This window comes from Pararhizobium sp. PWRC1-1 (assembly GCF_049897905.1).
Classification (GTDB): domain Bacteria; phylum Pseudomonadota; class Alphaproteobacteria; order Rhizobiales; family Rhizobiaceae; genus Pararhizobium.
Map to the genome: position 1 here is coordinate 291,742 of NZ_JAFCXE010000002.1, position 24,952 is coordinate 316,693.

21 protein-coding genes are annotated in these 24,952 nt (G+C 59.9%); 3 read left to right on the top strand and 18 right to left on the bottom strand.

Annotated features, from left to right (window positions below):
* Positions 1-13: 13 nt before the first annotated feature.
* From ACP7E0_RS05065 to rpoZ, 14 genes are all read right to left on the bottom strand, one after another.
* Complete coding sequence (locus ACP7E0_RS05065) at positions 14-2,872, bottom strand: DUF2339 domain-containing protein (protein ID WP_426123363.1); 2,859 nt, start codon at positions 2,870-2,872, stop codon at positions 14-16.
* A 141-nt stretch (positions 2,873-3,013) separates the two neighbouring features.
* Positions 3,014-3,523 (bottom strand): PaaI family thioesterase, encoded by a 510-nt coding sequence (locus ACP7E0_RS05070; protein WP_426123364.1) that lies wholly within the window; start codon positions 3,521-3,523, stop codon positions 3,014-3,016.
* 14 nt (positions 3,524-3,537) lie between these two features.
* A complete protein-coding gene (gene recO, locus ACP7E0_RS05075) occupies positions 3,538-4,284 on the bottom strand; it encodes a DNA repair protein RecO (RefSeq protein WP_426123365.1) in 747 nt (248 codons plus the stop codon).
* A 96-nt stretch (positions 4,285-4,380) separates the two neighbouring features.
* A complete protein-coding gene (locus ACP7E0_RS05080) occupies positions 4,381-6,702 on the bottom strand; it encodes a Tex family protein (protein ID WP_426123366.1) in 2,322 nt (773 codons plus the stop codon).
* A 124-nt stretch (positions 6,703-6,826) separates the two neighbouring features.
* Positions 6,827-8,083 (bottom strand): class I SAM-dependent methyltransferase, encoded by a 1,257-nt coding sequence (locus tag ACP7E0_RS05085; RefSeq protein WP_426123368.1) that lies wholly within the window; start codon positions 8,081-8,083, stop codon positions 6,827-6,829.
* 301 nt (positions 8,084-8,384) lie between these two features.
* The gene (locus ACP7E0_RS05090; protein ID WP_426123369.1) at positions 8,385-9,383 is read right to left on the bottom strand and encodes a glutathione S-transferase family protein; all 999 of its coding nucleotides are present in this window, start codon (positions 9,381-9,383) and stop codon (positions 8,385-8,387) included.
* Positions 9,384-9,539: 156 nt separating this feature from the next.
* Complete coding sequence (gene era, locus ACP7E0_RS05095) at positions 9,540-10,472, bottom strand: GTPase Era (protein ID WP_113313569.1); 933 nt, start codon at positions 10,470-10,472, stop codon at positions 9,540-9,542.
* 110 nt (positions 10,473-10,582) lie between these two features.
* Positions 10,583-11,299 carry a ribonuclease III gene (rnc, locus tag ACP7E0_RS05100; RefSeq protein ID WP_426123372.1) on the bottom strand — a complete coding sequence of 239 codons (717 nt, stop codon included), beginning with the start codon at positions 11,297-11,299 and terminating at the stop codon, positions 10,583-10,585.
* A complete protein-coding gene (gene lepB, locus ACP7E0_RS05105; RefSeq protein ID WP_426123614.1) occupies positions 11,296-12,030 on the bottom strand; it encodes a signal peptidase I in 735 nt (244 codons plus the stop codon). Before lepB ends, rnc begins: the two co-directional genes overlap by 4 nt.
* A 203-nt stretch (positions 12,031-12,233) precedes the next feature.
* Positions 12,234-12,641, bottom strand: a complete 408-nt coding sequence (gene acpS, locus ACP7E0_RS05110; protein ID WP_426123615.1) for a holo-ACP synthase — start codon at positions 12,639-12,641, stop codon at positions 12,234-12,236.
* Between the two features lie 77 nt (positions 12,642-12,718).
* The gene (locus tag ACP7E0_RS05115) at positions 12,719-13,438 is read right to left on the bottom strand and encodes a DUF2062 domain-containing protein (RefSeq protein WP_426123374.1); all 720 of its coding nucleotides are present in this window, start codon (positions 13,436-13,438) and stop codon (positions 12,719-12,721) included.
* Positions 13,439-13,497: 59 nt separating this feature from the next.
* Positions 13,498-13,650 carry a DUF3563 domain-containing protein gene (locus tag ACP7E0_RS05120; protein WP_082546971.1) on the bottom strand — a complete coding sequence of 51 codons (153 nt, stop codon included), beginning with the start codon at positions 13,648-13,650 and terminating at the stop codon, positions 13,498-13,500.
* A 292-nt stretch (positions 13,651-13,942) separates the two neighbouring features.
* Positions 13,943-16,165: a RelA/SpoT family protein gene (locus ACP7E0_RS05125; protein ID WP_426123376.1), complete on the bottom strand. Its 2,223-nt coding sequence runs from the start codon at positions 16,163-16,165 to the stop codon at positions 13,943-13,945.
* 158 nt (positions 16,166-16,323) lie between these two features.
* On the bottom strand, positions 16,324-16,731 hold the full coding sequence (rpoZ, locus tag ACP7E0_RS05130; protein ID WP_060641402.1) for a DNA-directed RNA polymerase subunit omega: 408 nt from the start codon (positions 16,729-16,731) through the stop codon (positions 16,324-16,326).
* A gap of 597 nt (positions 16,732-17,328) precedes the next feature.
* Here rpoZ and ACP7E0_RS05135 point away from each other — a divergent pair.
* A complete protein-coding gene (locus ACP7E0_RS05135; RefSeq protein WP_113313563.1) occupies positions 17,329-17,907 on the top strand; it encodes an NYN domain-containing protein in 579 nt (192 codons plus the stop codon).
* A 61-nt stretch (positions 17,908-17,968) separates the two neighbouring features.
* Here ACP7E0_RS05135 and smpB read toward each other — a convergent pair whose 3' ends face one another.
* On the bottom strand, positions 17,969-18,445 hold the full coding sequence (gene smpB / locus ACP7E0_RS05140; RefSeq protein ID WP_113313562.1) for an SsrA-binding protein SmpB: 477 nt from the start codon (positions 18,443-18,445) through the stop codon (positions 17,969-17,971).
* Positions 18,445-19,329, bottom strand: coding sequence for a 4-hydroxy-tetrahydrodipicolinate synthase (gene dapA / locus ACP7E0_RS05145; protein WP_426123379.1), 885 nt, complete (start codon positions 19,327-19,329; stop codon positions 18,445-18,447). The genes smpB and dapA overlap by 1 nt, the downstream gene beginning before the upstream one ends.
* Before the next feature lie 314 nt (positions 19,330-19,643).
* Between dapA and ACP7E0_RS05150 the strand changes: the two genes are divergently transcribed.
* On the top strand, positions 19,644-21,716 hold the full coding sequence (locus tag ACP7E0_RS05150; RefSeq protein WP_426123381.1) for a transglycosylase SLT domain-containing protein: 2,073 nt from the start codon (positions 19,644-19,646) through the stop codon (positions 21,714-21,716).
* Between the two features lie 121 nt (positions 21,717-21,837).
* Entirely contained in the window at positions 21,838-22,731 is an 894-nt protein-coding gene (locus ACP7E0_RS05155) for an alpha/beta fold hydrolase (RefSeq protein ID WP_426123382.1), read from the top strand.
* Between the two features lie 105 nt (positions 22,732-22,836).
* Here ACP7E0_RS05155 and ACP7E0_RS05160 read toward each other — a convergent pair whose 3' ends face one another.
* Complete coding sequence (locus ACP7E0_RS05160; protein ID WP_426123384.1) at positions 22,837-23,904, bottom strand: porin; 1,068 nt, start codon at positions 23,902-23,904, stop codon at positions 22,837-22,839.
* 101 nt (positions 23,905-24,005) lie between these two features.
* Positions 24,006-24,935: a tyrosine-type recombinase/integrase gene (locus tag ACP7E0_RS05165; protein ID WP_426123385.1), complete on the bottom strand. Its 930-nt coding sequence runs from the start codon at positions 24,933-24,935 to the stop codon at positions 24,006-24,008.
* Positions 24,936-24,952 lie beyond the last annotated feature (17 nt).

Sequence of the window (24,952 nt, forward strand, 5' to 3'; positions counted from 1 at the left end):
CGAATCTTAGTCGTCAGTTTACTTGGCCGGGTTGCGCGTCGATGTCCACCGGCGTTTCCAGTTGCGGCTCAGCACCAGCCTTGCCGGACAGGATTTTCTGGTAGAATAACCCAATGCCGATGAGGACCGCGCCGAGCCCGATAAACGAGAGCGCGCGCAAAAAGCCTTCGAGATTGGCCATGTCGATCAGAAAGACTTTCAGCACCGCGACAAAGACCAGCACCGCGGAGGCGATACGGATGCTCTTGGCATTAAAGCGCGAGCCGAGCACCAGGAGCAGGACGCCGAGCAGCAGCCAGACGACCGAATAGGTGTATGTCTCGCCCTGCAGGAAACCCTTCCAGTCGGCAATGTTCTGCCCCTGCCAGAACCGCCGGACCGACAGCGTTGCCCAGGCAAAGACCAGCACGGCAGCGGCGACGGCAAGCACCGTGACGTAAGGAACCGGCCGTTTGCCACGCGCATACCAGGCGAGACCGGCATAGCCCAATCCCGGCAGCAGATAGCCGATCAAAAGCAGATCGAAGAACGGCACGGAACCGAGCAGTTCGCCGCTGAAATAGGGATTGAGCCCGATCAGATGGGCACCAAGGATCGACAGGATCGACAAGACGCCGATCGCCATGCTGCCGTAACGGAAGACCGGGCTTGGCGATTTTCGGTCGAGCGTCATCATGATGGCGGAGCCGCCGACGGCGAGCAGCGTGTAGATCGATTGTTCACCGAGCGTCGGCACCGCACTGTCGAGCACGCCGCCGTTCATGGCATGGCGGACCAGGATGGCGACCGTCAGCAGCACGAACAGGCTGGCGAGTGCCTGCAACAGATTTCGCACCCGCAGATCCGGCCAGCGGCGAAGCTCGAATGCCGAGAGGACAAGCAGCAGCGCCGGAATGCCATAGCCGGCGAGAAGCGCGTTGAACACCGGTGTTTTGCCAAGGTGGAGCGGACCGACGATGGTCGGTTCCCAGGCGATGCGGGCGAGCACGGCGACAGCAGCGCCGACCATCATCCACGGCAGTGCCGGCCACGACCGCAGACGTGTTGCCGCGACATAGGCAGCTCCGAGAAGCGCGATCAGGATCGTGGTCGCCAGACCATCGGTCAGGGCATGCAGCGAAATGACGATGAGGCCGAGAGAACCGGCGATCAGAAATGCCTGCGGCAGATCGAAGCCTTTACCCTGCGCCCTTTTGCGCGAAAACCACTCGGCGAGACCGAGAAGGGAAACGCCAGCCGCCAGCGCGAACAGTCCGTGCGGCAGATCGAACGTCAGGTTGCCGGTCATCAGCAGCGACATGCCGATGAGCGCGATCGGCACGACAGCCGTGATGGCGGCCCAGATCGTTGCCAGCGGCGGCCGTTCTCTGCCATGCAGGTGAATGGCAAGTGCCCCCAGAGCGATGAAGCCACAGGAAAGCCCCACGCTGGCCAGCATCGCGGTGTGGCCGGAAACCGCCAGCGTTGCGATATGGCCGGGGATTGTCGGATCGATGAAGGTCAAAAGGCCGCTGAGCGCGGTCATGCTCCAGACGCCGATTACGGCGACAAGCGCCGAGAGAATGGCAGGATAGACGGCATATCCACGCACCGCGCCGAGTGCCGCTAAGGCCGTAACGATCAGGCAGAATTCGATGATCGGATAGCCGGACGCGGTGGCGAGCGGGCTGATCATCGCCAGTGCTGTCAGCAAAGCGGAAATTCCGGCGGTCGCCGTGATCGCGACGAAAGGCGGCGTCATCGTGCGTTCCCAGGAGGGAAGCGCCGTCGCCAGCGGTTGGTCCGCCTCTGCCGGCTCGCTGTCGATGATACCAGCCAGCCGGCCGGGCCAGATAAGGCCGATACCGGCGATCATCACCAGCATGATCAGGGTCACGGGCCGCGTTTCAAACGGCGTCGAGGAGGCGATATAGGCAAGTGTCCAGGGGCTAAGGCCGATATTGGCCATCGACGGCACGACGGTCCAGCGGCGGATGCGGGCGGCAAGAAGGGTGGCGATCCAGGCGATGCCGAGAAAGCCGAACAGGCTCCATGGGCTTGGGCTTTCAGACGAGACAAGCGCCGGGGTGACCAGCGACGCCAGCAGGCCGAGGCCGGCCAGCGCCTGACCATGCAACAGCGACAGGGCGACGGTGGCGAGCGATACCAGAGCCAGCAACGCGAAAGCCGTTACCGGGCCGATGAACCCGTAGACGCCGTGAGCGGCATAGCAGACGCCGAACAAAGTCACCGCGCCCGCAGCTGTCAGGATGCCGGGGATCATCGCATTCTGGAATGCGTCGGCAACCAGCGGCACGGCGCGGCGGCGGATGAATTCGCCGATCGCCATCAGCACCAGCCCGAAGATGGCCGCCATGAACAGGCGTACAGCCGGGCTGAGCAGCCCGGCATCAATCGAATACTTGACCATGAAAATGCCGCCGAGCGCCAGCGCGATACCGCCGACCCAGACCGCCCAGCGCGCGCCGAGGCGGCTTTCGAGGCTTTCCTTCTGGCGGGGGACGACGGCATCGATGGTGGTCGCAGCACTCGAGCGGGCAGCGACGGGCTCGCCGCGCGAAGCTTTTTCGACCGCATCCTGGCTGGGCGGCGGGCCTCCGAAGATCGTGTCGCCCGTCGTGATATCCGCGAGGCGTTTGCGTTCGAAGGGAGGCGTGTCCAGCGGTTGCGGCGCGCTTTGCGGCACCTCCGGCCGATCCGCGGCTTCAACCACGGCATTGACACTCGGAACGACAGGACGAAGCGCCTCCAGCTGCGCCAGATGTTCCTTCAGTGCGGCAATCTCGGTGTCCAGCCTTTCGGCTGTCTTGCGTCCGTTGAGAAGCGCTGCGAGCGCGAGACCAAAAGCAACGAAAGCAATGACTTCGAGCATGTTTTCTCCCTGGCACCGGGGACCGGCGCAATGCTGCCGACCATACAGCTTTTCAACTAAAGGCCAAATCTAAGACGGCTCAGGGCAGCAATATGTTCACCGGATTATTGCCAAGCTTAACCGGCTCGTCTTGCTGCAGGCCTACCGCATCAGGTTCTCGATCGGAAAGATCGCGCAGGTTTCGGTGCCGTGGGCGAGCAGCTTGCCGTTCTTGTCCTTCAGCCAGGCTTCAGACGTTGCCAGCGTGCGGCCGCGATGGACGATCTTGCCTTCGCAGAACACCTCGCCCATGCCGGGAAGCAATGGGCGCACCAGATTGACCTTGAACTCGACCGTCGTGTAGGCCTCGCCCGGCTTCAGCGTCGTCATGACGGCGCAGCCAAGTGCGGAATCCATGATCGTTGCCGCCCAGCCGCCATGCACCGTGCCGAGCGGATTGAGATGTTCGGCGGATGGCAGGCCCTTGAAGACAACCCTGCCCTCTTCGACTTCGCTCAAGCCGAATTTCAGCGTCGCGGCCATCGGAGGTGCTGGATGAACGCCTGCCAGCAGATCGAGCATCGCCTTCAGTCCGCCGTCGCGCGCAACAGCCTCAAGCGGCACCGTGCCGATGCCGGACACGGTCATTCCAGGGTAGAGTTCGACGTTCATGCTTTCGGGATTCCTTATGGAGGGACTGCAGCACTTTGCGGTTTCAGAGCCTTGAGTGCGGCCTGGACGAAACCGTCGCGGGCGGTCGAAAGGCCGATGCCGCGTGGTTCGTAGACGTGGCGGTGGAGAAAGAATGCGGTCATGCGGAAAGCGGCAGCGAGGCTATCGTAATCGGCGGCACCGCCGTCGGCCAGAAACCCGGGCAGCGTCAGCATCTTGTCGGCATAGGGCGCGCCTGCCGCTCGGCTGACGGCGCGGCCGGATTTCGGCGAGACATAGATCAGATCGTCGCGCGTGCCGGTCGCGGCACATTCCGCAAGGTCTAGACCGAAGCCGAGATCGTTCAGAACCGCGATCTCGAAGCGCACGAACAGTTCTCCGGCGTCGCTGGGATAGTGCAGGTTTTCAAGGATGACGTCGAGCGCTTCATAGAGATGCGGATGCGGATCGCGCTCCGGCAGAAGCCTCAGCAGCGCGCCCATGGCCTGGACGCCATAGACCGAGGTTGCCGCCTCCATCAGTCGCGCTGCACGAAGCCGCACCGGCTCCATCCTGAATTCGCCGAGATGCTCGTCGAGCCGTGCCCGCCAGGTGACCTCGACCTCATTGCCGGGTTGCAGCACCGGCTGCATCGTTCGCGATCGGCCGCCGCGCACCAGCCCGAGATGGCGGCCACGCGCCCGCGTCATCACCTCGGCGACGACGGAGGTTTCCCCGTGCCGCTTGACGCCGATGATGATGGCCTGATCGCTCCATTGCATGTCTTGAGTTTTACCCCTGGCGGCAGGCGAAGACAATCAGGATGGAGCCCGATTGCCGACGGTGCCGGCAACCGGATCTCCCCGATGCTGTGTGTCCTACTTCCGCTTCATCGCCTCGGCAAGTGCCGCACCAAAGGCGCCTTGCGACGGTGCCTGCGGCTTTTGCTGCTGGGCGCGCGCCAAGGTCTGGCGGGCCTGGTGGGCGGCTTTCGGATCGCTCTTCATCTCGCCAGCGCCTGACTCTGCGGCACCGTCCTTGCGCATGGTAAGACCGATGCGCTTGCGGGGGACATCGACCTCGGTGACGCGCACCTGCACAACATCGCCGGCTTTCACCACCTCATGCGGATCCTTGACGAAACGGTCGGCAAGCTGGGAGACGTGGACGAGCCCGTCCTGATGCACGCCGATATCGACGAAGGCACCGAAGGCGGCGACATTGGTGACGGTGCCTTCGAGCAGCATGCCGGGCTTCAGATCCTTGATGTCATCGACGCCGTCGGTAAAGGTCGCCGTCTTGAAGCTCGGGCGCGGATCGCGGCCGGGCTTTTCGAGTTCGGCAAAGATGTCCTTGACCGTCGGCAGGCCGAAGCGCTCATCGACGAAGGTTTTCGGGTCAAGCTGCTTGAGCGCGGCGCTATCGCCCATGATGGCGCGCAGGTCGCGGCCGCAGGCGGCGACGATCTTCTTGGCGACGCCATAGGCTTCCGGATGCACCGAGGAGGCATCCAGCGGTTCCTTGCCGTCGCGGATGCGCAGGAAGCCGGCGCATTGCTCGAAGGTGCGGGCGCCAAGGCGCGGTACTTTCATCAGTTCCTTGCGGCTGGTAAAGGCGCCGGTGGCATCGCGGTGGGCGACGATGGCTTCCGCAGACGACTTTCCGAGGCCAGAGACGCGGGCAAGCAGCGGGGCCGAGGCGGTGTTCAGATCGACACCAACCGCATTCACCGCATCTTCGACGACGGCTTCGAGCGAGCGGTTGAGGCGGCCCTGATCGACATCGTGCTGATACTGGCCGACGCCGATCGATTTCGGTTCGATTTTCACCAGTTCGGCCAGCGGGTCCTGCAGGCGGCGCGCAATCGAGACAGCGCCGCGCAGGGAAACGTCGAGGCCGGGGAACTCATCGGCTGCGGCCTGCGAGGCGGAATAGACCGACGCGCCAGCCTCCGAGACGATGACCTTGGTGGGCTTCGGGCCGGCCGGCAGTTGCGTCAGCATGTCGGCGACCAGACGTTCGGTCTCGCGGCTGCCGGTGCCGTTGCCGATGGCGATCAGTTCGATCTTGTGCTTGCGCACGAGGCTGGCAAGCTCCGCCTGCGTGCCGCGAATGTCGTTCTTCGGCGGGAACGGATAGACCGTGGTGGTCTCCAGCAGCTTGCCGGTGCCATCAACGATGGCCACCTTGACGCCGGTGCGGATGCCCGGATCGAGGCCCATCGTTGCGCGCGAACCGGCGGGGGCAGCAAGCAAGAGATCCTTGAGATTGCGGGCGAAAACGTGGATTGCCTCCTCTTCGGCCCGCTCGCGCAGTTCGCGCATCAGGTCGAGCGATAGCGACATGGAGAGCTTGACGCGCCAGGTCCAGCCGATCATCTCCATCAGCCACTTGTCGCCCGGCAACGTGCCGCCGACCCGGTAGACGGCGGCGATGGTGCGCTCGACCGGCTTGACCGGCGACGTGTCGTCGAGATCGACGACGATATCGACGGAGAGGAACTCTTCGTTCCAGCCGCGCAGCATGGCAAGCGCCCGGTGTCCGGCCACGGTTGCCCATTTCTCCGAATGATCGAAATAATCCGAAAACTTGGCGCCGGCCTCCTGCTTGCCATCGACAACCTTGGACCGGATCAGCGCCACCTGGCGCATATGGGCACGCAGCCGGCCGAGCAGGTCGGCATTTTCGCTGATGCCTTCGGCGATGATGTCGCGCGCGCCATCGAGTGCCGTCTTCACATCCGGCACATCAGCAGTGATATAGGCGCCGGCGCGGTCTGCCGGCGCAATGGTGCGGTCGGCAAGAATGGCTTCGGCGAGCGGCCCGAGGCCCCGTTCGCGGGCAATCTCGGCCTTGGTGCGGCGCTTCGGCTTATAGGGCAGATAGATGTCTTCCAGTTCTGCCTTGGTGGTGACGCCGGCGATCTTGGTTTCCAGCTCTGCCGTCAGCTTGTCCTGGCTACGGATCGAATCCAGGATCGAAATCCGCCGGGCCTCGAGTTCGCGCAGATAAACCAGCCGTTCGGCAAGATTGCGCAGCTGCGTGTCATCCAGCCCACCGGTCACTTCCTTGCGGTAGCGGGCGATAAAGGGAACGGTCGCACCTTCGTCCAGAAGCTCGATGGCTGATATCGCCTGTGCAGGCGTTGCCTTGATTTCCTGGGCGATGAGGACGGCGATAGACTTTGATGGCAGGGACATGGCATTCCGTGGTTTGCGCTGATTTGGCAGGGAGCATAGATGCACATGCCATCAAGGCCAAGTGAAGGCACCCCTCGCCTCGGGGCGTCCACAGATGGATACCGGTGTCGTGCCGGCGGATGGCTTAGAATACCACCGGCTCCAGTGGCGGGCGGGTCTTCTCGAACGCGCGCAACGTCCCTTCCCGCTCGCCGATATAGTTGCGCGTATAGGGCACCGCTTCCAGTTGGTGCGACAGCTGGATCTGGAAGATCGACAACTTATCGTAGAGGAAGGCCGTTTCCGACGAGGCCAGATAGAATTCCCACATGCGGAAGAAACGCTCGTCATAGAGCCGGATCGCTTCCTCCTTGCGGGCGGTAAACCGTTCACGCCAGGCCCGCAACGTGTGGGCATAGTGCATCGGCAGGATCTCGATATCCCGGATCACCAGCCGGGCCTTCTCGATCGCCGGCACCACCTCGGACAGTGCCGGCATGTAGCCGCCGGGAAAGATGTATTTCTCGATCCATGGATTGGTCGCCCAGGGCTTTTCCGCCTGACCGATCGAGTGCAGCACCATCACGCCCTTGGGCGCCAGCAATCCTGCCATCTTGGTGAAAAAATTACCGTAATTGGCCATGCCGACATGCTCGAACATGCCCACCGAAACGATACGGTCGAACTGGCGATCAACAATCGTCCGGTAATCCTGCAGCTCGAACCGGACGCGATCCTCAAGCCCGCGCTTTTGCGCCCGGGTGCGCGACACTTTCAGCTGTTCTTCACTGAGCGTAATGCCGGTGACATCGACACTTGAGGACTCGGCCAGATACATTCCCATGCCGCCCCAGCCGGAGCCGACCTCCAGCACCGACTGGCCGGGTTCCAGCAGAAGCTTGGCGGCGATATGGCGTTTCTTCGCCGTCTGCGCCTCGTCGAGGCTGATACCGGGTGGATCGAAATAGGCGCAGGAATATTGCCAGTCCTGATCGAGGAACAGGTCGAACAGCTTGCCGTCGAGATCGTAGTGATGGGCGACATTGTGCTTGTTGCGATTGACCGGCAGGCGGCTTTTGATCTGCTGCTCGGCCACATGCAGCAGCGCCGTCGCCGTGTTGCTGATCGTTGCAGCTTTCTCCATACCGTTGGCTTTCACCATCGATAACAGGTCGAAAATGTTGCCCTCGTCGATGACGATGCGCCCCTCGACATACATTTCCCCGAACCGCAGGCCCGGATCGCGCAGGATCGCCTTTTCGGCTTCCTCATCCAGCGTCCGTACGGTCACCGGAATGCCGGAACCGTCTCCGAGAATCGCCCGCTCTCCCGACGAGAGGATGAGTGTCAGATTGCCTTTTTGAACCAGCCGGCGGAAAATTCTCAGAAATGTCGTGTTCATTCTGGACCTCGACCACAGATGCAGCGCATTCTGGTGAATGGTCACGTGCCGCCGGCCTTGGCTTTGCCGGACATTCGGAAACGACAAGAACCGCAGCTGGAGCGCCATCGGCGTCGTCCGGGAGGGCGGAATGTGGGCAATGCGCATGGAGCGGTTGCCATCCGGCTGCCGGACAGATCGTCTGGGCGCTCCGGTCAGGGAGCTCTATCCATCAGAACACCCGTTAAAGTAATCGTGTTTCGCCAATCCGCAATAGCTTGGCGGGTCCCTCAAGGATTTATTTACTTATCAAATCGGATGGTCAGGCCGCCGCAACGCCCTTGCCTGCAAGCCTTGCGCGATCATGCGGACGATCGAGATCGAGCAGCGGACCGAGCGGAACGATCCCCGTCGGGTTGATATGGGCGATGGAATAGTAACCGCGTTTGATATGATCGATCCGGGCCGTCTCGCGAATACCTGGCCATTGATAAATTTCACGCAGGTAGTTCGACAGGTTGGGATAGTCCTCCAGACGCCGCAGATTGCATTTGAAGGCGCCGTGATAGGCGGCATCGAAGCGGATCAGCGTGACGAACAGGCGGATATCGGCCTCGGTGAACGAGGTCCCCGCGATATAGCGATTGGCGGACAGATGTGCGTCCAGCGTATCCAGCATGTCGAAAAGGACGGTGACGGCATCCGCGTAAGCGCCTTGAGTCTTGGCAAAGCCGGCGCGATAGACGCCGTTGTTGACCCGCTCGTAGATCGGCGCATTCCAGCGGTCGATCTCCGGGCGCAGACGTTCCGGATAGAAATCCTGCGTGTCGCCGGTCAGGTGATTGAAGGCGGTGTTGAGGATACGGATGATATCGGCGGACTCGTTGTTGACAATGCGGCCTTCCTTGCGATCCCAGAGCACCGGTACGGAGACCTTGCCGGTATAGTGGAGGTCGGATGCCGTGTAGAGCTCGTGCTGGTAGCGGATTTTGCCGACGCGCGGACCGGCATCTTGCGGCTCAGCATAGGTCCAGCCGTTTTCGCCCAGTTCCGGCTCGGAGATAGACACGGAAATAATGTCTTGCAGGCCTTTCAGATTGCGCATCATCAAGGTGCGCGAGGCCCAGGGGCAGATGAAGGCGACGAACAGCTGATAGCGCCCGGCCTCGGCGGGAAGTGCCGCCTGCCCGTCCGGTCCCGGCGATCCATCCGCGGTGATCCAATTGCGAAAACTGGTCGGCTCGCGGTGAAAGGCGCCGTTCTTCATTTCGCTGGCGGCTACATCGCCGGCTTCCCATTTTCCATCGACCAACTGCGGCATCGTCACTGTCCTTATCCAGACCCGGAACCGCCGGGCCGTCTTCTCGCTCTGGAATCTCATGCGCGCGGAGAAACGGCAAGACAGCGCGTCCGTGACAGACTGTTCGATGATCCAGAACCGGACACGAAAAAGGCGCCGTTTCCGGCGCCTTGTGTTCTACTTCGGGAATTCCAGGCCCATTTCGCGGAAGCGCTCGGGGTCGTCGCCCCAGTTTTCGCGGACCTTGACGAACAAGAACAGGTGGACCGGCTGTTCGAGGATTTCGGAGAGTTCCTTGCGGGACGCCATGGAGATGGCCTTGATGGCATCGCCGTTCTTGCCCAGCGCAATCTTCTTCTGGCTGTCGCGCTCGACATAGATGACCTGCTCGATGCGCACCGAGCCGTCCTTGCGCTCTTCCCACTTTTCCGTCTCGACATGCGACGAGTAAGGCAGTTCCTGATGCAGGCGCAGGAACAGCTTTTCGCGGGTGATTTCCGCAGCAAGCTGGCGCATCGGCAGATCGGAAATCTGATCCTCCGGATAGTACCAAGGGCCTTCCGGCAGCTTCATGGCGAGATAGTCGAGCACGTCGTCGCAGCCGGAGCCGGTCAGTGCCGAGATCATGAAGGTGCGTTCGAAATCGACAAATTCGTTGGCGGCGGTCGCAAGCTTCAACAGGTCTTCGCGCTCAACCTGGTCGATCTTGTTGAGAACCAGCATCTTCGGCTGTTCGACATGCTTCAAACCTTCGAGAATGGTTTCCGCGTCGCCCTTCAGGCCGCGTTCACTGTCGATCAGCATCATGATCGCATCGGCATCCTTGGCGCCGCCCCAGGCGCTCGTGACCATGGCGCGGTCGAGACGGCGGCGCGGCTTGAAGATGCCGGGCGTGTCCATGAAGACGATCTGGGCTCGTTTGTGGATGGCAATGCCGCGCACGATGGCGCGCGTCGTCTGCACCTTGTGGCTGACGATCGACACCTTGGCGCCGACCAGCTTGTTGAGTAGCGTCGACTTGCCGGCATTGGTGGCGCCGATCAGGGCGACGAAACCGGACCGGGTCGGGCCTTTTTCGGTTTCTACTGCGGTTGGTTCTGTTTCGCTCATGGTGTCCGTAATTTCCGATTGGGCGACCGGGCGCCGCTGAGGCGCGCAAAATCGCATTGTCTGTCAAAGGATTGCCTGATCTTTCGGGAGGAACCGTGCCTCCGGACAGATCAGGCCGCCGTCGCTTTCTTCCAGACGCCTTCGCGTTCCAGAATCTTTGTAGCGGCCACCTGTTCGGCGGCGCGCTTGGACCGGTCGATGCCCGTTTCCGGAGCAATACCGGGTATTTCGACGGTGACCGTGAAGCGCGGGTCGTGATCCGGGCCGGAGCGGTCGTCGATACGGTAGCTTGGCGTCACACCGAACTTGGCGTGGGCCCATTCCTGCAATTCGGTCTTGGCGTCGCGCCGCGCACCATCCACCCGGCTTGCCCGCGACGACCAGTGACGCTGAATAAAGCCGCGCGCCGCCTCCAGCCCACCGTCGAGATAGATCGCCGCGATCAGCGACTCTACCACATCAGCGCGGACATTGAGCATCGATTTTCCGGTGAGTTTCTTCACGTCGGCGCCGGTGCGGATGAACAGATGCAAGGACAGGGAATCGGCTACAAGCGCGCAGCTGTCGGCGCTGACGAGCTGGTTCAGACGAACGGAAAGCTCGCCCTCGTCGGCATCCTTGAAGGTATCGAACAAAAGTTCGGCAACACACAGCCCGAGCACGCGGTCACCCAGAAACTCCAGCCGTTCATAGTTGGAACCCTTGGCGTTGCGGGCGCTGGCATGGGTCAGCGCCCGGTCAAGCCGTTCCTTCTGGGCAAAGTTGTAGCCGATCGCAACCTCAAGCCGCTGCCGGTCCTCGGTGTTCAGCGAACGGCCCTTGCTCATTCGACGCCCTTGAAAAGACGGTCGTAGCGCAGGTTGGTCGGCCACTTCCAAATTTCGCGGAAGGACGTATCGTTGCCGAGCGAGAAGAAGATCATCGAGGCGCGGCCGATCAGGTTCTGCGCCGGGACGAAACCGACGTCGAAACGGCTGTCGGCCGAATTGTCGCGGTTGTCGCCCATCATGAAATAATGGCCTTCGGGAACGAGGAACTCGCGGGTGTTGTCGCCGCGCGAATCCGGAAACTGGTCGAGCGTGTCGAAATTGACGCCGTTGTCGAGCGTCTCGCGGAAAACCGGAACGTCGGCACCGGTGTCGTATTGGTCGTCGGCCCGGAACATGCCGTCCGGAACGCGCTGAACGGCCTTGTCGTTGACATAGAGGATGCTGTCGCGAACCTGGACCTTGTCACCTGGCAGGCCAATCAGGCGCTTGATATAATCGATGTCCGGGTTCGGCGGGAAGCGGAACACCACGACATCGCCGCGCTTGGGTTCGCTGGCGAAGATGCGGCCTTCAAACAGGTCGGGCGAGAACGGCAGGGAATATTTCGAATAGCCATAGGCGAACTTGTTGACGAAGATATAGTCGCCGACCAGAAGCGTCGGCATCATCGAGCCGGACGGGATGGTGAACGGCTGGAAGAAGACCGTGCGGATCACCACGGCGAGGAGAAGTGCCTGGATGATGACCTTGACGTTCTCCCAAAGGCCGCCGCCCTGCTTCTTGTCGATGTTTTCTGCCACGCCACTTGTTCCTTGATCTGATCACCACGCGCGCTTCAAAGCCGCGTGGATCTATTCGCTGCGGTTCCGTACCTGGTCCGGCCATCCAATTGGAGGCTGCCTGACGCATATCGTGCGCGGCGCCGTCCTCTCAAATGAACGCAAGCCCGATTGGACGGTCCGTTTCATTCGGACATGCTCTAAACGCTTCCTCAATCTTGAGCAACGGGCAGAGCCTCAATTATGACGAAGGCCTGCGCCAGCGGAAAATCGTCGGTGATGGTCAGGTGAATGACGCCGCGATGGCCGGCGGGCAGGATTTCGGCAAGCCGCTCGGCAGCGCCTCCGGTTAGCTGCATGGTCGGCTTGCCGCCCGGCAGATTGACGACGCCCATGTCTTTCCAGAACACACCCTGCGCCAGGCCGGTGCCGAGCGCCTTGGAACAGGCTTCCTTTGCGGCAAACCGCTTGGCATAGGATTCGGCACGGTTCTTGCGGCCTTCGGATTTACGGATCTCGATGTCAGTGAAACAGCGATGGCTGAAACGCTCGCCGAACCGCTCCAGCGAGTTGGCGATACGCCGGATGTCGATCAGGTCACTGCCGATGCCGATAATCATCGAAATGAAAATACCTTCGTGAAAGTGCAACAAGAGCAAACGATGCGCCCTCTGCCAAGTTAAAAATTTGTCAGAAATCAAACATCATCGGCCCAAGCGACGGCACGCGCGCGGAGCTTGCTTTGGCGGCGGGACTGGAAGAGCCTCGCAGCGTAGAAAGCCGCCACATAAAAGACGGCGCCGCTGATGGCAGCAAGCGGCAACGAGCCGATCAGCATCGGCTTGAGCACAGGGCCCCACAGATGGGAGAATTCCAGATGGCGCAGCATATGGAGGATATCCTGACCGGCCATGGCGCCGTTGCTCTCTGTCCCCAGCATGATCAGGCCGACCTCATAGGTGGCCGCCAGAATGAACGGAATGGTCAGCGGATTGGCGAGCGCCGTCGAAATGCCGGCGGCGATCATGTTGCCGGACAGGAGATAGGCGAATGCCAAGGCGATGAGAATGTGAAAACCGACAAATGGGGTTGCCGAGGAGGCAGCGCCAGCGGCAACGCCGACCGCAATCGAATGGGGCGATGACGAGAGCCTGAGCACGCGCATCGACAGATAACGCAGCCCGCGCGAAAAACCTTTTCGCGGCCACAGGAACTCACGGAGCTTTTCCGACCACGTGGCCGGCTTCTTGCGTCTGAACAACATAACGCTCTGATAGACGATGCGGATATGGCTGTTCAATGGCACCGGCGCGAAAATCCGCATTTCCAACGCTGCAAGCGCAAACAGCCCAGACCAGTCAGCATCAATGACGGCCCATCGGATCTGCGCTTGATGCACAGACAGTGGAGCAGCCATACGCTGTCTGCATAGGTCCCGGCAGCCTGTCGATGCAGGCAGCCGGACAAGACGATGGCTTAGAACGAGTTGCGGAACAGGCCGCGGTCGATCTGACGCTGGCGGTATTCCAGGTCGATCCGGTCGAGCGAACCATTGAGATAGTTCAGTTCGCGGTCTTCGACAGACGGTACGCGCAGGGCGTTGGTGATCTTCTTCAGTTGCTTAAACATGGTAAACCTTCTTTTGTTTACCTCCCGACACTGAAGATAGTGGAACCAAGTGCCCTTCACCAGAGCTACAAAAACGCGGCAGCCATGCACCGGGTGCATGACCTGCACGTTTTAGCCACAGAGAATGCACAATCAAAGTGCAATTGCCGTCGAGCCATGCGGAACGCCGATCAATCATGGCGAAATGTAGACACGATCGCCCGCCAACTGCCGACCATTCGGAAGTGGCTCAGGGCTGGCCGCCGATTTCAATCCGGTGCAAGGAGGAGAAAGTAATGCCGCAAAGGCGGCATTACTCGAAGACGCGCTTTACCGTCGAAACGCTCGGCAGGTCGCGGATCTGCGTGATCAGGTGATTGAGCTGACGCAGGTCCCAGACCTCGATATCCAGCTGGAACTCACTGAAATCGGCAGCCACCTGCCCCATCGACAGGGTGCGGATATTGATATCGCTGGTGGCGACCGCCTGAGCAATCTCGGCCAGCGTTCCCGGCTCGTTGAGCGCATTGATCTGGATGCGCGCCATGAAACGGGTATTGTTGGCTTCGTCAAGATCCCAGCGCACATCGATCCAGCGCTCCGATTCTTCGTCGAACCTCTGCAGGCTCGGCGACTGGATCGGGTAGATAGTGATCCCCTTGTCCTTCTCCATGATCCCGACGATACGGTCGCCAGGCACGGCGCCGGACGCGCTGAAATGCACCTCGGCATTTCCGGAAAGCCCGCGGATCGGCAGAGCCTCCGGCCCCTCGCCGTCCAGCACGTCGAACATGTCCTTCGGGCGTCCGGGCAGCTTGAAGACCATGCCGGCGGCACTGCGCATGTTGAACCAGCCATCATCACTGGGCTTGACCGTGACACGCTCGTCCTGGTGATCGGGATAGACGGCGCGCAGGACATCGAGCGAGGACAGTTCGCCACGTCCGACAGCGGCGATCGCGTCTTCGATCTCCTTGTGGCCGAGCCGATGCAGGACAGGCTTCATCCCCTCGCGGGTAAACGATTTTCCGGCCCGCTCGAACGTGCGCTCGAGGATGCGGTAGCCCAGGCCGGAATACTGTTTGCGGACGGCTGCACGGGTGGCACGGCGGATGGCTGCCCGGGCCTTGCCGGTAACGACGATCTCTTCCCAGGCCGGCGGCGGCACCTGGATTCCGGAGCGGACAATCTCGACCTCGTCGCCGTTGTTCAGCCGGGTGACCAGCGGCATGATACGGCCGTTGATCTTGGCGCCGACGCAGGTATCGCCGATATTGGTATGAACTGCATAGGCAAAGTCGATCGGCGTCGCACCGCGCGGCAGCGCGATCAGCTGGCCCTTAGGCGTGAAGCAGAAGACCTGGTCCTGGAACAGTTCGAGCTTGGTGTGCTCAAGGAACTCCTCCGGATTATCCCCTTCGGCAAGCGACTCGATCGTCCGCCGCAGCCAGGAATAGGCGTTCGACTTCGGCGACAGCTTGACCTCGCCAACCGGCTCGACGCTGTCCTTGTAGAGCGTGTGGGCGGCGATGCCGTATTCGGCGATCTCGTGCATCAGGCGGGTGCGGATCTGCAGCTCGATACGCTGGCGGGACGGGCCGACGATGGTCGTGTGGATCGACTGGTAGTCGTTCTGCTTCGGTGTCGAGATATAATCCTTGAACCGGCCCGGAACGACGCGCCAGCGGGTATGGACGATTCCGAGTGCCCGGTAGCAATCCGGAATATCGGCGACGATGATGCGAAAGCCCCAGACGTCGGAGAGCTGCTCGAAGGAGAGCGACTTCGACTGCATCTTCTTGAAAACCGAATAGGGCTTTTTCTGCCGACCCTTGACCAGCGTGCCCGTCAGGCCCCTGGCCTGAAGCAGTTCGTCCAGCTCGGCCTCGATCTTCTTGATCAGGCCTTCATTGCGGGTCGAAAGCTCCTCAAGGCGCCGGGTGACCGTCTGGAAGGCTTCCGGGTTGATATGGCGGAAGGCGAGGTTTTCAAGCTCCTCGCGCATATCCTGCATGCCCATGCGGCCGGCAAGCGGCGCATAGATATCCATCGTCTCTTCAGAAATCCGGGCGCGCTTTTCCGCCGACATATGGTCGAGGGTGCGCATATTGTGCAGCCGGTCTGCGAGTTTGACGAGCAGGACGCGCACATCGTCGGAAATCGCCAGAAGCAGCTTGCGCAGGTTTTCGGCCTGCTTGGCCTTCTTCGTTACGAGATCGAGCTTCTTGATCTTGGTGAGCCCTTCGACCAGCGCACCGATGTCTTCGCCAAAAAGGTCATCGATTTCCGCACGCGTCGCCGTCGTGTCCTCGATCGTGTCATGCAGAAGGGCGACGGCGATGGTCGATTCATCGAGATGCATCTCGGTGAGGATGGCTGCAACTTCGAGAGGATGGGAGATATAGGGATCGCCGCTTGCCCGCTTCTGCTGGCCATGTTTTTGCATGGCGTAAACATAAGCCTTGTTGAGAAGCGCTTCGTTTACATCGGGCTTGTATTTTTGAACGCGCTCAACGAGCTCGTATTGGCGCATCATCCGCGAGGGACTCCAGGACATATCCGGAAACAAAAAGTGCGCCAATCATAGGAGTGGCGCACTGCTTTGCAAATACCGGTGTCACGAGAATTCCAAACGAAAACGCGGCATTGCATCAGAGCAGCGCGTCCGGCCGAAAGGCCGGACACCGCATTGGCTCAATAGTCGTCGCTTTTTTCCGGCGGAACGAGTCCTTCGATACCGGCCAGCAGCTCTTCTTCCGACATGCGGTCGAAGGTCACGACCTCAGGCTGATCGTCTTCGCCCGACTGGTCGGCAAAGACGGAGGCAGCGTCGCCGCTGATCATCGAAGCCGGATCGGGCTCGGGCTCATCGACTTCGACATGCTTCTGCAGCGAGTGGATCAGGTCTTCCTTGAGATCGCCCGGCGACAGTGTTTCATCAGCGATTTCGCGGAGAGCCACGACCGGGTTCTTGTCGTTGTCGCGATCGATGGTGATCGCAGCGCCCTGCGAGATCAGGCGGGCGCGATGGCTTGCAAGAAGCACAAGCTCGAAACGGTTATCGACTTTGTCGATGCAATCTTCAACGGTGACGCGGGCCATTGCCTGTCCTTTGGATCTCAAGAGCGCAGCTTCGGTCGCGGGTTCCGTGAGGCCGCCCGCCGCTGCGCCGATTAACAACACCGGTACCCGTCCAGCCGTCGGCTGACGGTATGCGCGGCTCCGATTTCAGGAATTAACCTGCCCGATACAATCAAAAGCACACAAATTCAAGTTTTTCCTGCATCAACGAACAAGTTATCCGGCAATCGCGCTCGCGTAGAGACCCGCGAATAAAATAGCGCAGGGCTGCTTCATCAAAATGATAGGCTTTGACATCCGCGCGAATGATGATTGAATATCGTAATATTGCCGCCATTCCGGGGAGAGAGGCTACTGGCAGAATCGGGATAGCCCCACGACCCCCGGAAAAAAATGCTAAAAAAGACTGGATATTTCGCATTTTCAGCAAAAAACTGCGAGAAATAGCTATTTCAACTGGAATTTTCTTGGACTACAGCGAAAGCAGGTCCAGAAAGCTGGAATATGATGAAATCTTAATGTATTCGAGCTGTTCTGCCATTGATGACATCTCCTCCCGGTTCCGCACGGTCAGGTTGAAAATCAAAAAAAACATTGAGACAACAAAAAGGAAATACGATGTTCGACCCACGCGAAAAAATCGCGCTCTTTATCGACGGGGCCAACCTCTATGCCGCATCGAAAAGCCTTGGTTTCGACATTGATTATCGCAAGCTTCTCAAGGCTTTCCAGAAGCGAGGCTATCTACTGCGCGCCTATTACTACACGGCGCTGATTGAAGATCAGGAATATTCTTCCATTCGCCCTCTGATCGACTGGCTAGACTATAACGGTTACAAGGTTGTGACAAAGCCAGCCAAGGAGTTCACTGATTCTCTCGGCCGCCGCAAGATCAAGGGCAATATGGACATCGAACTGGCTATCGATGCGATGGAGCAATCCGAGACCGTCGATCATCTGGTGATCTTTTCCGGCGACGGCGATTTCACCACGCTGGTGGAAGCGTTGCAGCGCAAGGGGCGCAAAGTGTCCGTGGTTTCGACAATGTCGACCCAGCCCCCCATGATTGCCGACGATCTGCGGCGCCAGGCAGATCACTTCATCGAGTTGGTCAGCCTCAAGGCCGAAGTCGGCCGCGACCCGTCGGAACGCCCGGTCCGGGTGACAGAACCGGTCAACGACGAATTCCACGACTGAACAGAAAGAAGGACCGGCTGATTGTCAGCTGGTCCTTTTTCTTTAAGGCCGGCTTTCCAGCTCAGTGATCCTTGAGAAGCCTGCTCTTCTGCCGGTTCCAATCGCGTTCTTTTTCGGTCTCGCGCTTGTCGTGAAGTTTTTTACCCTTGCCAAGCGCCAGTTCGAGCTTAGCCCTGCCCTGGTCGTTGAAGTAAATTTTCAGCGGAATGAGCGTCATGCCATCGCGATTGATCGCGCTCTGAAGCCGGCCGGCCTCGCGTTTGGACAAAAGCAGCTTGCGACGGCGGCGCGGCTCGTGGTTGAAGCGGTTGGCCTGCAGATATTCCGGCAGGTAGGAATTGATCAGCCACATCTCGCCGCCCTCGTCGGTGGCGTAGGATTCGGCGATATTGGCTTTGCCCTCGCGCAGCGACTTGACCTCGGTGCCGGTCAGAACCAGACCGGCCTCGTAGGTATCCATGATCTCGTAATTGTAGCGGGCCTTGCGGTTCTCCGCGACAATCTTCTTGACCACCCGCTGGCTGCCTTTAGGTGCCATCAGTTCATCAACCCTGCATGACGAAGTGCTGCATCGATCGCGGCCTCCGTTGCCGGCTCAAGCGTCGACAGCAGCGGCGAACGCACGGTGCGGCTCATCTGGCGCAGGCGGTTGAGGGCATATTTGGCACCGCACAGGCCCGGTTCCATGAAGATCGCCTTGTGCAATGGCATCAGCTTGTCCTGATAATCGAGCGCCTTGGCATAATCGCCGGCCAGCGTCGCTTCCTGGAATTCGGCACAGAGGCGCGGCGCCACGTTGGCGGTGACCGAGATGCAGCCGACGCCGCCATGAGCGTTGAAGCCAAGTGCTGTTGCATCCTCACCCGAAAGCTGGACGAAGCCAGCGCCGCAGGACAAGCGCTGCTCGGAGACGCGTTCGATCTTGCCGGTCGCATCCTTGACGCCGATGATCGACGGATAGCCCTTGTGCAGGGCTGCCATCGTCTCGACACTCATGTCCACGACCGAGCGGCCGGGAATGTTGTAAATAACGATCGGCAGCTTCACGCTTTCGGCAATCGCTGCAAAATGGGCGAAAAGCCCCTTCTGGGTCGGCTTGTTGTAATAGGGCGTCACCACCAGAACCGCGTCCGCGCCGGCCTTTTCAGCGTGCTGCGCCAGTTCGACAGCCTCTGTCGTGTTGTTGGAGCCGGCCCCTGCGATCACCGGCACGCGCTTTGCTGCGGTCTCGATGCAGAGTTCCACCACGCGTTTATGCTCGGCATGCGACAGGGTGGGCGATTCACCGGTGGTGCCGACAGGCACCAGACCGTGACTGCCTTCGCTGATCTGCCATTCGACATGCGCGGCAAAACTATCCGTATCCACAGCGCCGGAAGCGGTGAACGGGGTGACGAGTGCGGGAATGGATCCCTTGAACATGCACGACTCCTGACGGCCGGGGAGCTTGAAACCAACCCACGCTTTAGCCGCATTTCATGGTTAGAAAACTGGCGCACCATAATCATGTGAGGTGCCTGCGGCAAGCACTCTATAACGCCATTCATCGCCGGTTTCAGTCTATTACCCCAGCGCAGATGGCGTTTTTATGCTTTCCGGGTGAAACTGTCTCTGGCGCGGGGGCGCCGATATTTATGGGATTGAATGGAAACGGGTAATCTTTCGTTAACAATTGCATCGCCAAATGAGAGACAAGCCCAAACGAGAGACAGACACTGGGAAGCGTGGGGTACTTGATGCGTGGAGTTAAGTCTCTCCGGATGATTGCGATGCTGAGTGCGTCGGCAGTGCTTGTTTCGACGTTTACCGTTAGCGCACAGGATGATCAGGTTCCGCTGCCGCGGGTGAAGCCAGAGATACTGGTGAAAACCAGCCGCGCGCCCTCCCCTGAAGTCACCGGCTCGATCATCTCCACGACGGCCTCTGTCCCGGTCAACTCCAACCTGAAAGCCGGACTGGACGCTCTTTCCAACAAGGATGCCGGGAAAGCCATCCTCGCGCGCAACGCTATGGCCAAGGGCACGCTGGACCGTCATATTCTCACCTGGGCGATTGCCACGTCGGGACAGAAAGGCGTGCCTTCCTACGAAATCGCTGCCGCGCAACAGGAACTAAAGGGATGGCCGGGGCTTGGCGCGTTGCGCGCCAATTCCGAACGCGCCCTTTATCGCGAAAATCCACCCGTTGCCGACATTCTTTCGGCCTTTGGAACGACACGGCCAGAAACAGCCGACGGCACCATCATCCTTGCGCGGGCTTTGCAAGACACCGGCAAAAACAGCGCGGCATCGAAATTGCTGCGGGATCTCTGGTCGAAAGACGCTCTCGACAAGGAAAACGAAACCAAGATCCTTGCCGAATTTCCAACCCTACTGACGACGGCCGACCACAGACAGCGGATGCAGATGTTGCTCTATCGCGGCCGTCTCGACCAGGCTGCCCGGTTCAGCGATCTCGGCAAGGCGCAATCGCTTTATCGCGCGTGGGTCGCAGTGGCCAAGAAGGCTGACAATGCACAAGCCCTGATCGCTGCCGTCGATCGTTCCTGGTCAAAAGAGCCGGCCTATCTGTTTATCCGGGTCGAATATCTGCGCAAGCAGGAGAAGTACGAAGAAGCAGCCAAGCTTCTGGCCGGCCTTTCTAAAGACAAGGACGCTCTCGTCAACCCGGGTGAATGGTGGGTCGAGGAACGGATCATCAGCAGGGGTCTGCTGGACCAGGGCAAGTTCAAGGCGGCTTATGCGATCGCGGCAAACAATTCCGCGGTCAGCCCGGCAGACATTGTCGATGCGGAATTCCATGCCGGCTGGTATGCTTTGCGCGGGCTTAAGGATGCGCCGACCGCGGCGAAGCATTTTCAGCGTATCCTGAAAGCGTCCAACAGGCCGATCTCGGTTTCGCGTGCATGGTACTGGATGGGGCGTGCTGCGGAAGCCGGCGCTCCCGGCGATGCAAAGGAATATTTTGCCAAGGCAGCCACCCTTCCCGGCACATTCTACGGGCAGCTTGCCGCAGCACGGATTGGCCGCACGGGATTGAATGTCACCTACCCGTCGCCGACGGCCGATGATGGTGCGCGGTTTGAAGGCCGCGAGGCGGTGCAGGCCATTGCGCGGCTGGAAGAGGCAGGGCACGGCTGGCGGGCCAATAATCTCTATCGCGCCTTGGCCGAAGAGATGACAAGTCCCGGCGAACTCGCCATTCTTTCGGCCCGCGCAGAAAAAACCGGAGGGCACCAGTTGTCACTGCAGATCGGCAAGCTCGCCTTCGGCCGAGGCATCGATGTTGCGGCCCTCGCCTTCCCGATCGGTGTCATTCCGGCGAATGCCAATATCAGCGGTTCGGGAAAAGCGCTTGCCTATGCGATTGCCCGCCAGGAAAGCGCCTTCAATCCGGCAGCGATCTCGCCCGCGAATGCACGCGGACTGCTGCAGATCCTTCCCGGCACGGCAAAGGGCGTGGCCGGACGGCACGGCCTTGCCTATTCGCAGGAACGGCTGACGACGGACACCGCCTACAATGCCACACTGGGAGCGCATTATCTCGGCGAACAGATCGACGATTTCGGCGGCTCCTATATCCTCACTTTTATCGCCTATAATGCCGGCCCTCGCCGCGTGCCCGACTGGATCAACCGCTACGGTGATCCACGCGGAAAATCGATCGACGATGTCGTCGACTGGATCGAGCGCATTCCCTTTGCCGAGACACGTAATTATGTGCAGCGGGTGATGGAGAACTATCAGGTTTATAAGTCCCGGCTCGGGCAAACCGCTGATATCGTTCATGATCTGCGTATTGGCCGCTGAGTTTGTGCAGGTCCGCCGAAACGCTGTAACCAGCGCCTGAAGGTACAAAACCCCGAGCCGCCCTCTTTCGGCATCGTCACGATGCGCTATGATTCTCTTGTTTCACAGGAAGGGAGAGAACGTGACGCCCCCCATCAATACCTGCTTTCAGGAACGCCGTTTTACAGCCAGCGACGGCTTGCAACTTTATGCCCGTGACTACGGTCACGACAATCCGCAGGCACAGCATTCGCTACCGATCATCTGCCTGCCGGGGCTCAGCCGCAACAGCCGGGACTTTCACCTCTTGGTGTTGCGGCTCGCTGCGCACTCCGAACGGCCACGCCGCGTGATTGCTGTCGATTATCGTGGCAGGGGCTTTTCCGCCTGGGATCCCGATAAAAGCCATTATCAGTTGGCGGTTGAGGCCGGAGACGTACTGACCGCATGCGACGTCCTCGACATTTCGCGTGCAATCTTCATCGGCACCTCGCGTGGCGGCCTGATCCTGCATCTGCTCGGCGCCATGCGCCCGGCGCTGCTCGGCGGCGTTGTGCTCAATGACATCGGACCGGTCATCGACATTACCGGCCTGCTGTTGATCCGGCAGTATCTGCAGGCACAAGGGAAGTTCCACTCATGGGGCGAAGCCGTCGAAAGCCTGCAAAACGTGCACGGAGCCGCGTTCCCGTCACTTGATCCGGTAGACTGGAAAGATATGGCGGAGGCGATTTTCCGGGAAAAGGATGGCGTGATCACCGCCGACTTCGATCCGGCGCTAATCGAGCCACTCAAGAGCCTCAATGCGGACACGCCAATACCCGATCTTTGGGCGCTATACGAAGGGTTCAAAGCAATGCCTTTGATGACAATCCGGGGGGAGAACTCGACCATTCTCTCAAAGGCAACCGTCGCCGAGATGACCGAGCGGCATCCCTGTATGAAATCCGTTACGGCCAAAGGTCAGGGCCACGCCCCGTTGCTCCATCGCGCCGACCTGCTTTCGGAGATCACAACTTTCATCAACGCAATTTGATAAGCGCCCTCGTCTGCGCGGTCACAGCAAAGGGCAGAAAGCTCATAAAACGGAAAAAGCCCGGTCTTTCGACCGGGCTTTCCATCACTGACATGAAGCCAGAGATTAGAAGTCGCGCTGCAGGCGGAGGAAGCCAGTAACTTCGTCGCCGCCAACCTGTGTGAACGTGGCGGAGTCGTCAACGTCCTGATACTGAACAGTCGCGAGAGCCTTGAGGCCATCGGTGATCTGGTAGCCAGCCGTCAGGCCAACACGCCAAGCATCAACATTGCTGATGAAAGCGTAATCGCCGAAGTACTGAGCAGCCGGAGTGATAGTCAGCTTGTCAGTTGCCTTGAACTCGTACGATGCTGCAACGGTCCATTCGGATTCGTTGTAGTAAGCGTTCGGGTCAGTTGCGTAGACACCAGCCAAGCTGAACGTGCCAGCGCCGAGTTCAGCAGACAGAATAGCGCGGATTGCGCCATCTTCACGTTCCGTATCGTAGCCGCCGATCAGAGTAGCCGTTACGCCACCGATCGAGCCGGAAACCATGGCAGCAACGCCAACGCCGTTGTCATGTGCGCGGAAAGCGTTCGGCAGGAGCGGAAGGCTGGCTGGGCCGTTAAGGCCTTCGAGTTCATCAACCGAGATACCGGCCTTGAATGCGCCGCCATCGTAGGTGTACGAGATCGAGTTGAACAGGGTCGTGGTTGCGAGAGCGTCGGTTTCGCCAGCAATGCCGTCGTCCCACCAGCTGTAGTAGTAGCCGAACTTGAAGCCGGCAATCGCGAACGAAGCCGTATCAAGGAAGGTAGAACCGCTGTTATCAGACTGGTCTGCGTTGGTCTGCAGAACGATCGTGCTTTCGAGCGTGCCAAGTTCAGTGTCGTTCTTGGCATCGAACTGCAGCTGACCACGTGTGAACGTATCCCAGTCAGACGTGCCGCGACCGCGGGAGCTGCCGTCCAGGCGACGATCCGGACCGAAGTCGGTCTGGAAACGGACGTAACCGCCGATCTTCAGGCAGGTTTCCGTGCCCGGGATGTAGAAGTAGCCAGTGCCGAAAGCGTCGCAAACGCGAACGTATTCCATTGGTTCCGGCTCAGCAGCAACGATTGCGTCAGCTGCCTGGGCGCCGGATACTGCTGCGAGAGCTGCAGCGGAGCCGAGAAGAAGGCTCTTGATGTTCATTTCTGACCTCCAGTCAGAAATACCCGATCAAGCGCCGTTGGCCTTCCCTCCGCAATCCCGTCCAGCTCCGGGAAGGCCAGCAGGTAATTCCCTTCCGAGAGCTATTGGTGCCGTTCCAAAATCGGCACACATACATCCAGGTCATAGGAAGCAAGATGTGCATAACGCATGGTAACATGCAGCGTTTGGTGACCTAGCCACATTTGAACCCGTCGGATATCGATACCCCCTCTGACCAGGCGTGAGGCGCAAGTGTGCCTTAGCACGTGGGGTACGACATCGCTGTCGGTTGACAGGCCGACTTCCAGTTTTGCCTGATTCCAGACCGCGCGGAATTGTTGCTGGTCGATTGTCACGAATGGACCGATCTGACCGGAATGCCGAGTAACAGCGGCGACCGCGCGTGACGTCAGGGGTACCGAGCGGCTCTTTCCGGATTTGGTCACCCAAAACGTTGCACGGTCATCGTGAATGTCATTCCACCGAAGGCTAATGGCCTCACCCAATCTGGCGCCCGTATCAACGAGGAAGATACAGAAGCGATGATACAGTTCGGAATGGTGCTGTATGGCCGCAAAAAGCCGGTCCTCCTCGTCATACTCAAGGAAGCGAATGCGGCCGGACTTCTCCTTCTGCCGCCGGAATTCGGGTAAACTGTGCACGTCTCCCATTTTGAACGCCTTCCGCAACAGCTTGCTCAGTGCCGCCATCTTTCGATTGATGGTTGCGTTGCTGTTGCCGCGTTTGCGGAGAGAGGCGATCAGGCCATCGAGCATTTCGTCAGTGAATACCGAGAACTCAGGCGTAATCAGCAGAGTGTGGAGTTCATATATAAAGGCCGTCACATTGTATTTGTGCGAACCTGGCTCCCAGAGCAGATCTCCATAGCGCTCAAAGAGCAGCTTGAGAGATACGCTTTCCACCGGTTTGGCGGGGCGGCCGACAGCGAATTGGTAGTGGAGACTATAGGCCCCGATACCTGCGCTTTCAAAGTCGGCGTTACCGCCCGCTTTGTCTCGTGCCCGGCTCAATGAATCCCCTCCAATGA

What these genes read in the sequence shown, in the direction of transcription:
- recO (WP_426123365.1), bottom strand. Translation starts at nt 4,284, where the DNA reads ATGCAATGGAGCGATCAGGCCATCATCATCGGCGTCAAGCGGCACGGG.
- acpS (WP_426123615.1), bottom strand. Translation starts at nt 12,641, where the DNA reads ATGATTATCGGCATCGGCAGTGACCTGATCGACATCCGGCGTATCGCC.
- ACP7E0_RS05135 (WP_113313563.1), top strand. Translation starts at nt 17,329, where the DNA reads ATGTTCGACCCACGCGAAAAAATCGCGCTCTTTATCGACGGGGCCAAC.
- ACP7E0_RS05125 (WP_426123376.1), bottom strand. Translation starts at nt 16,165, where the DNA reads ATGATGCGCCAATACGAGCTCGTTGAGCGCGTTCAAAAATACAAGCCC.
- ACP7E0_RS05070 (WP_426123364.1), bottom strand. Translation starts at nt 3,523, where the DNA reads ATGAACGTCGAACTCTACCCTGGAATGACCGTGTCCGGCATCGGCACG.
- ACP7E0_RS05080 (WP_426123366.1), bottom strand. Translation starts at nt 6,702, where the DNA reads ATGTCCCTGCCATCAAAGTCTATCGCCGTCCTCATCGCCCAGGAAATC.
- rpoZ (WP_060641402.1), bottom strand. Translation starts at nt 16,731, where the DNA reads ATGGCCCGCGTCACCGTTGAAGATTGCATCGACAAAGTCGATAACCGT.
- dapA (WP_426123379.1), bottom strand. Translation starts at nt 19,329, where the DNA reads ATGTTCAAGGGATCCATTCCCGCACTCGTCACCCCGTTCACCGCTTCC.
- ACP7E0_RS05120 (WP_082546971.1), bottom strand. Translation starts at nt 13,650, where the DNA reads ATGTTTAAGCAACTGAAGAAGATCACCAACGCCCTGCGCGTACCGTCT.
- ACP7E0_RS05090 (WP_426123369.1), bottom strand. Translation starts at nt 9,383, where the DNA reads ATGCCGCAGTTGGTCGATGGAAAATGGGAAGCCGGCGATGTAGCCGCC.
- ACP7E0_RS05150 (WP_426123381.1), top strand. Translation starts at nt 19,644, where the DNA reads ATGCGTGGAGTTAAGTCTCTCCGGATGATTGCGATGCTGAGTGCGTCG.
- ACP7E0_RS05160 (WP_426123384.1), bottom strand. Translation starts at nt 23,904, where the DNA reads ATGAACATCAAGAGCCTTCTTCTCGGCTCCGCTGCAGCTCTCGCAGCA.
- rnc (WP_426123372.1), bottom strand. Translation starts at nt 11,299, where the DNA reads ATGAGCAAGGGCCGTTCGCTGAACACCGAGGACCGGCAGCGGCTTGAG.
- ACP7E0_RS05115 (WP_426123374.1), bottom strand. Translation starts at nt 13,438, where the DNA reads ATGGCTGCTCCACTGTCTGTGCATCAAGCGCAGATCCGATGGGCCGTC.
- smpB (WP_113313562.1), bottom strand. Translation starts at nt 18,445, where the DNA reads ATGGCACCTAAAGGCAGCCAGCGGGTGGTCAAGAAGATTGTCGCGGAG.
- ACP7E0_RS05065 (WP_426123363.1), bottom strand. Translation starts at nt 2,872, where the DNA reads ATGCTCGAAGTCATTGCTTTCGTTGCTTTTGGTCTCGCGCTCGCAGCG.
- era (WP_113313569.1), bottom strand. Translation starts at nt 10,472, where the DNA reads ATGAGCGAAACAGAACCAACCGCAGTAGAAACCGAAAAAGGCCCGACC.
- ACP7E0_RS05085 (WP_426123368.1), bottom strand. Translation starts at nt 8,083, where the DNA reads ATGAACACGACATTTCTGAGAATTTTCCGCCGGCTGGTTCAAAAAGGC.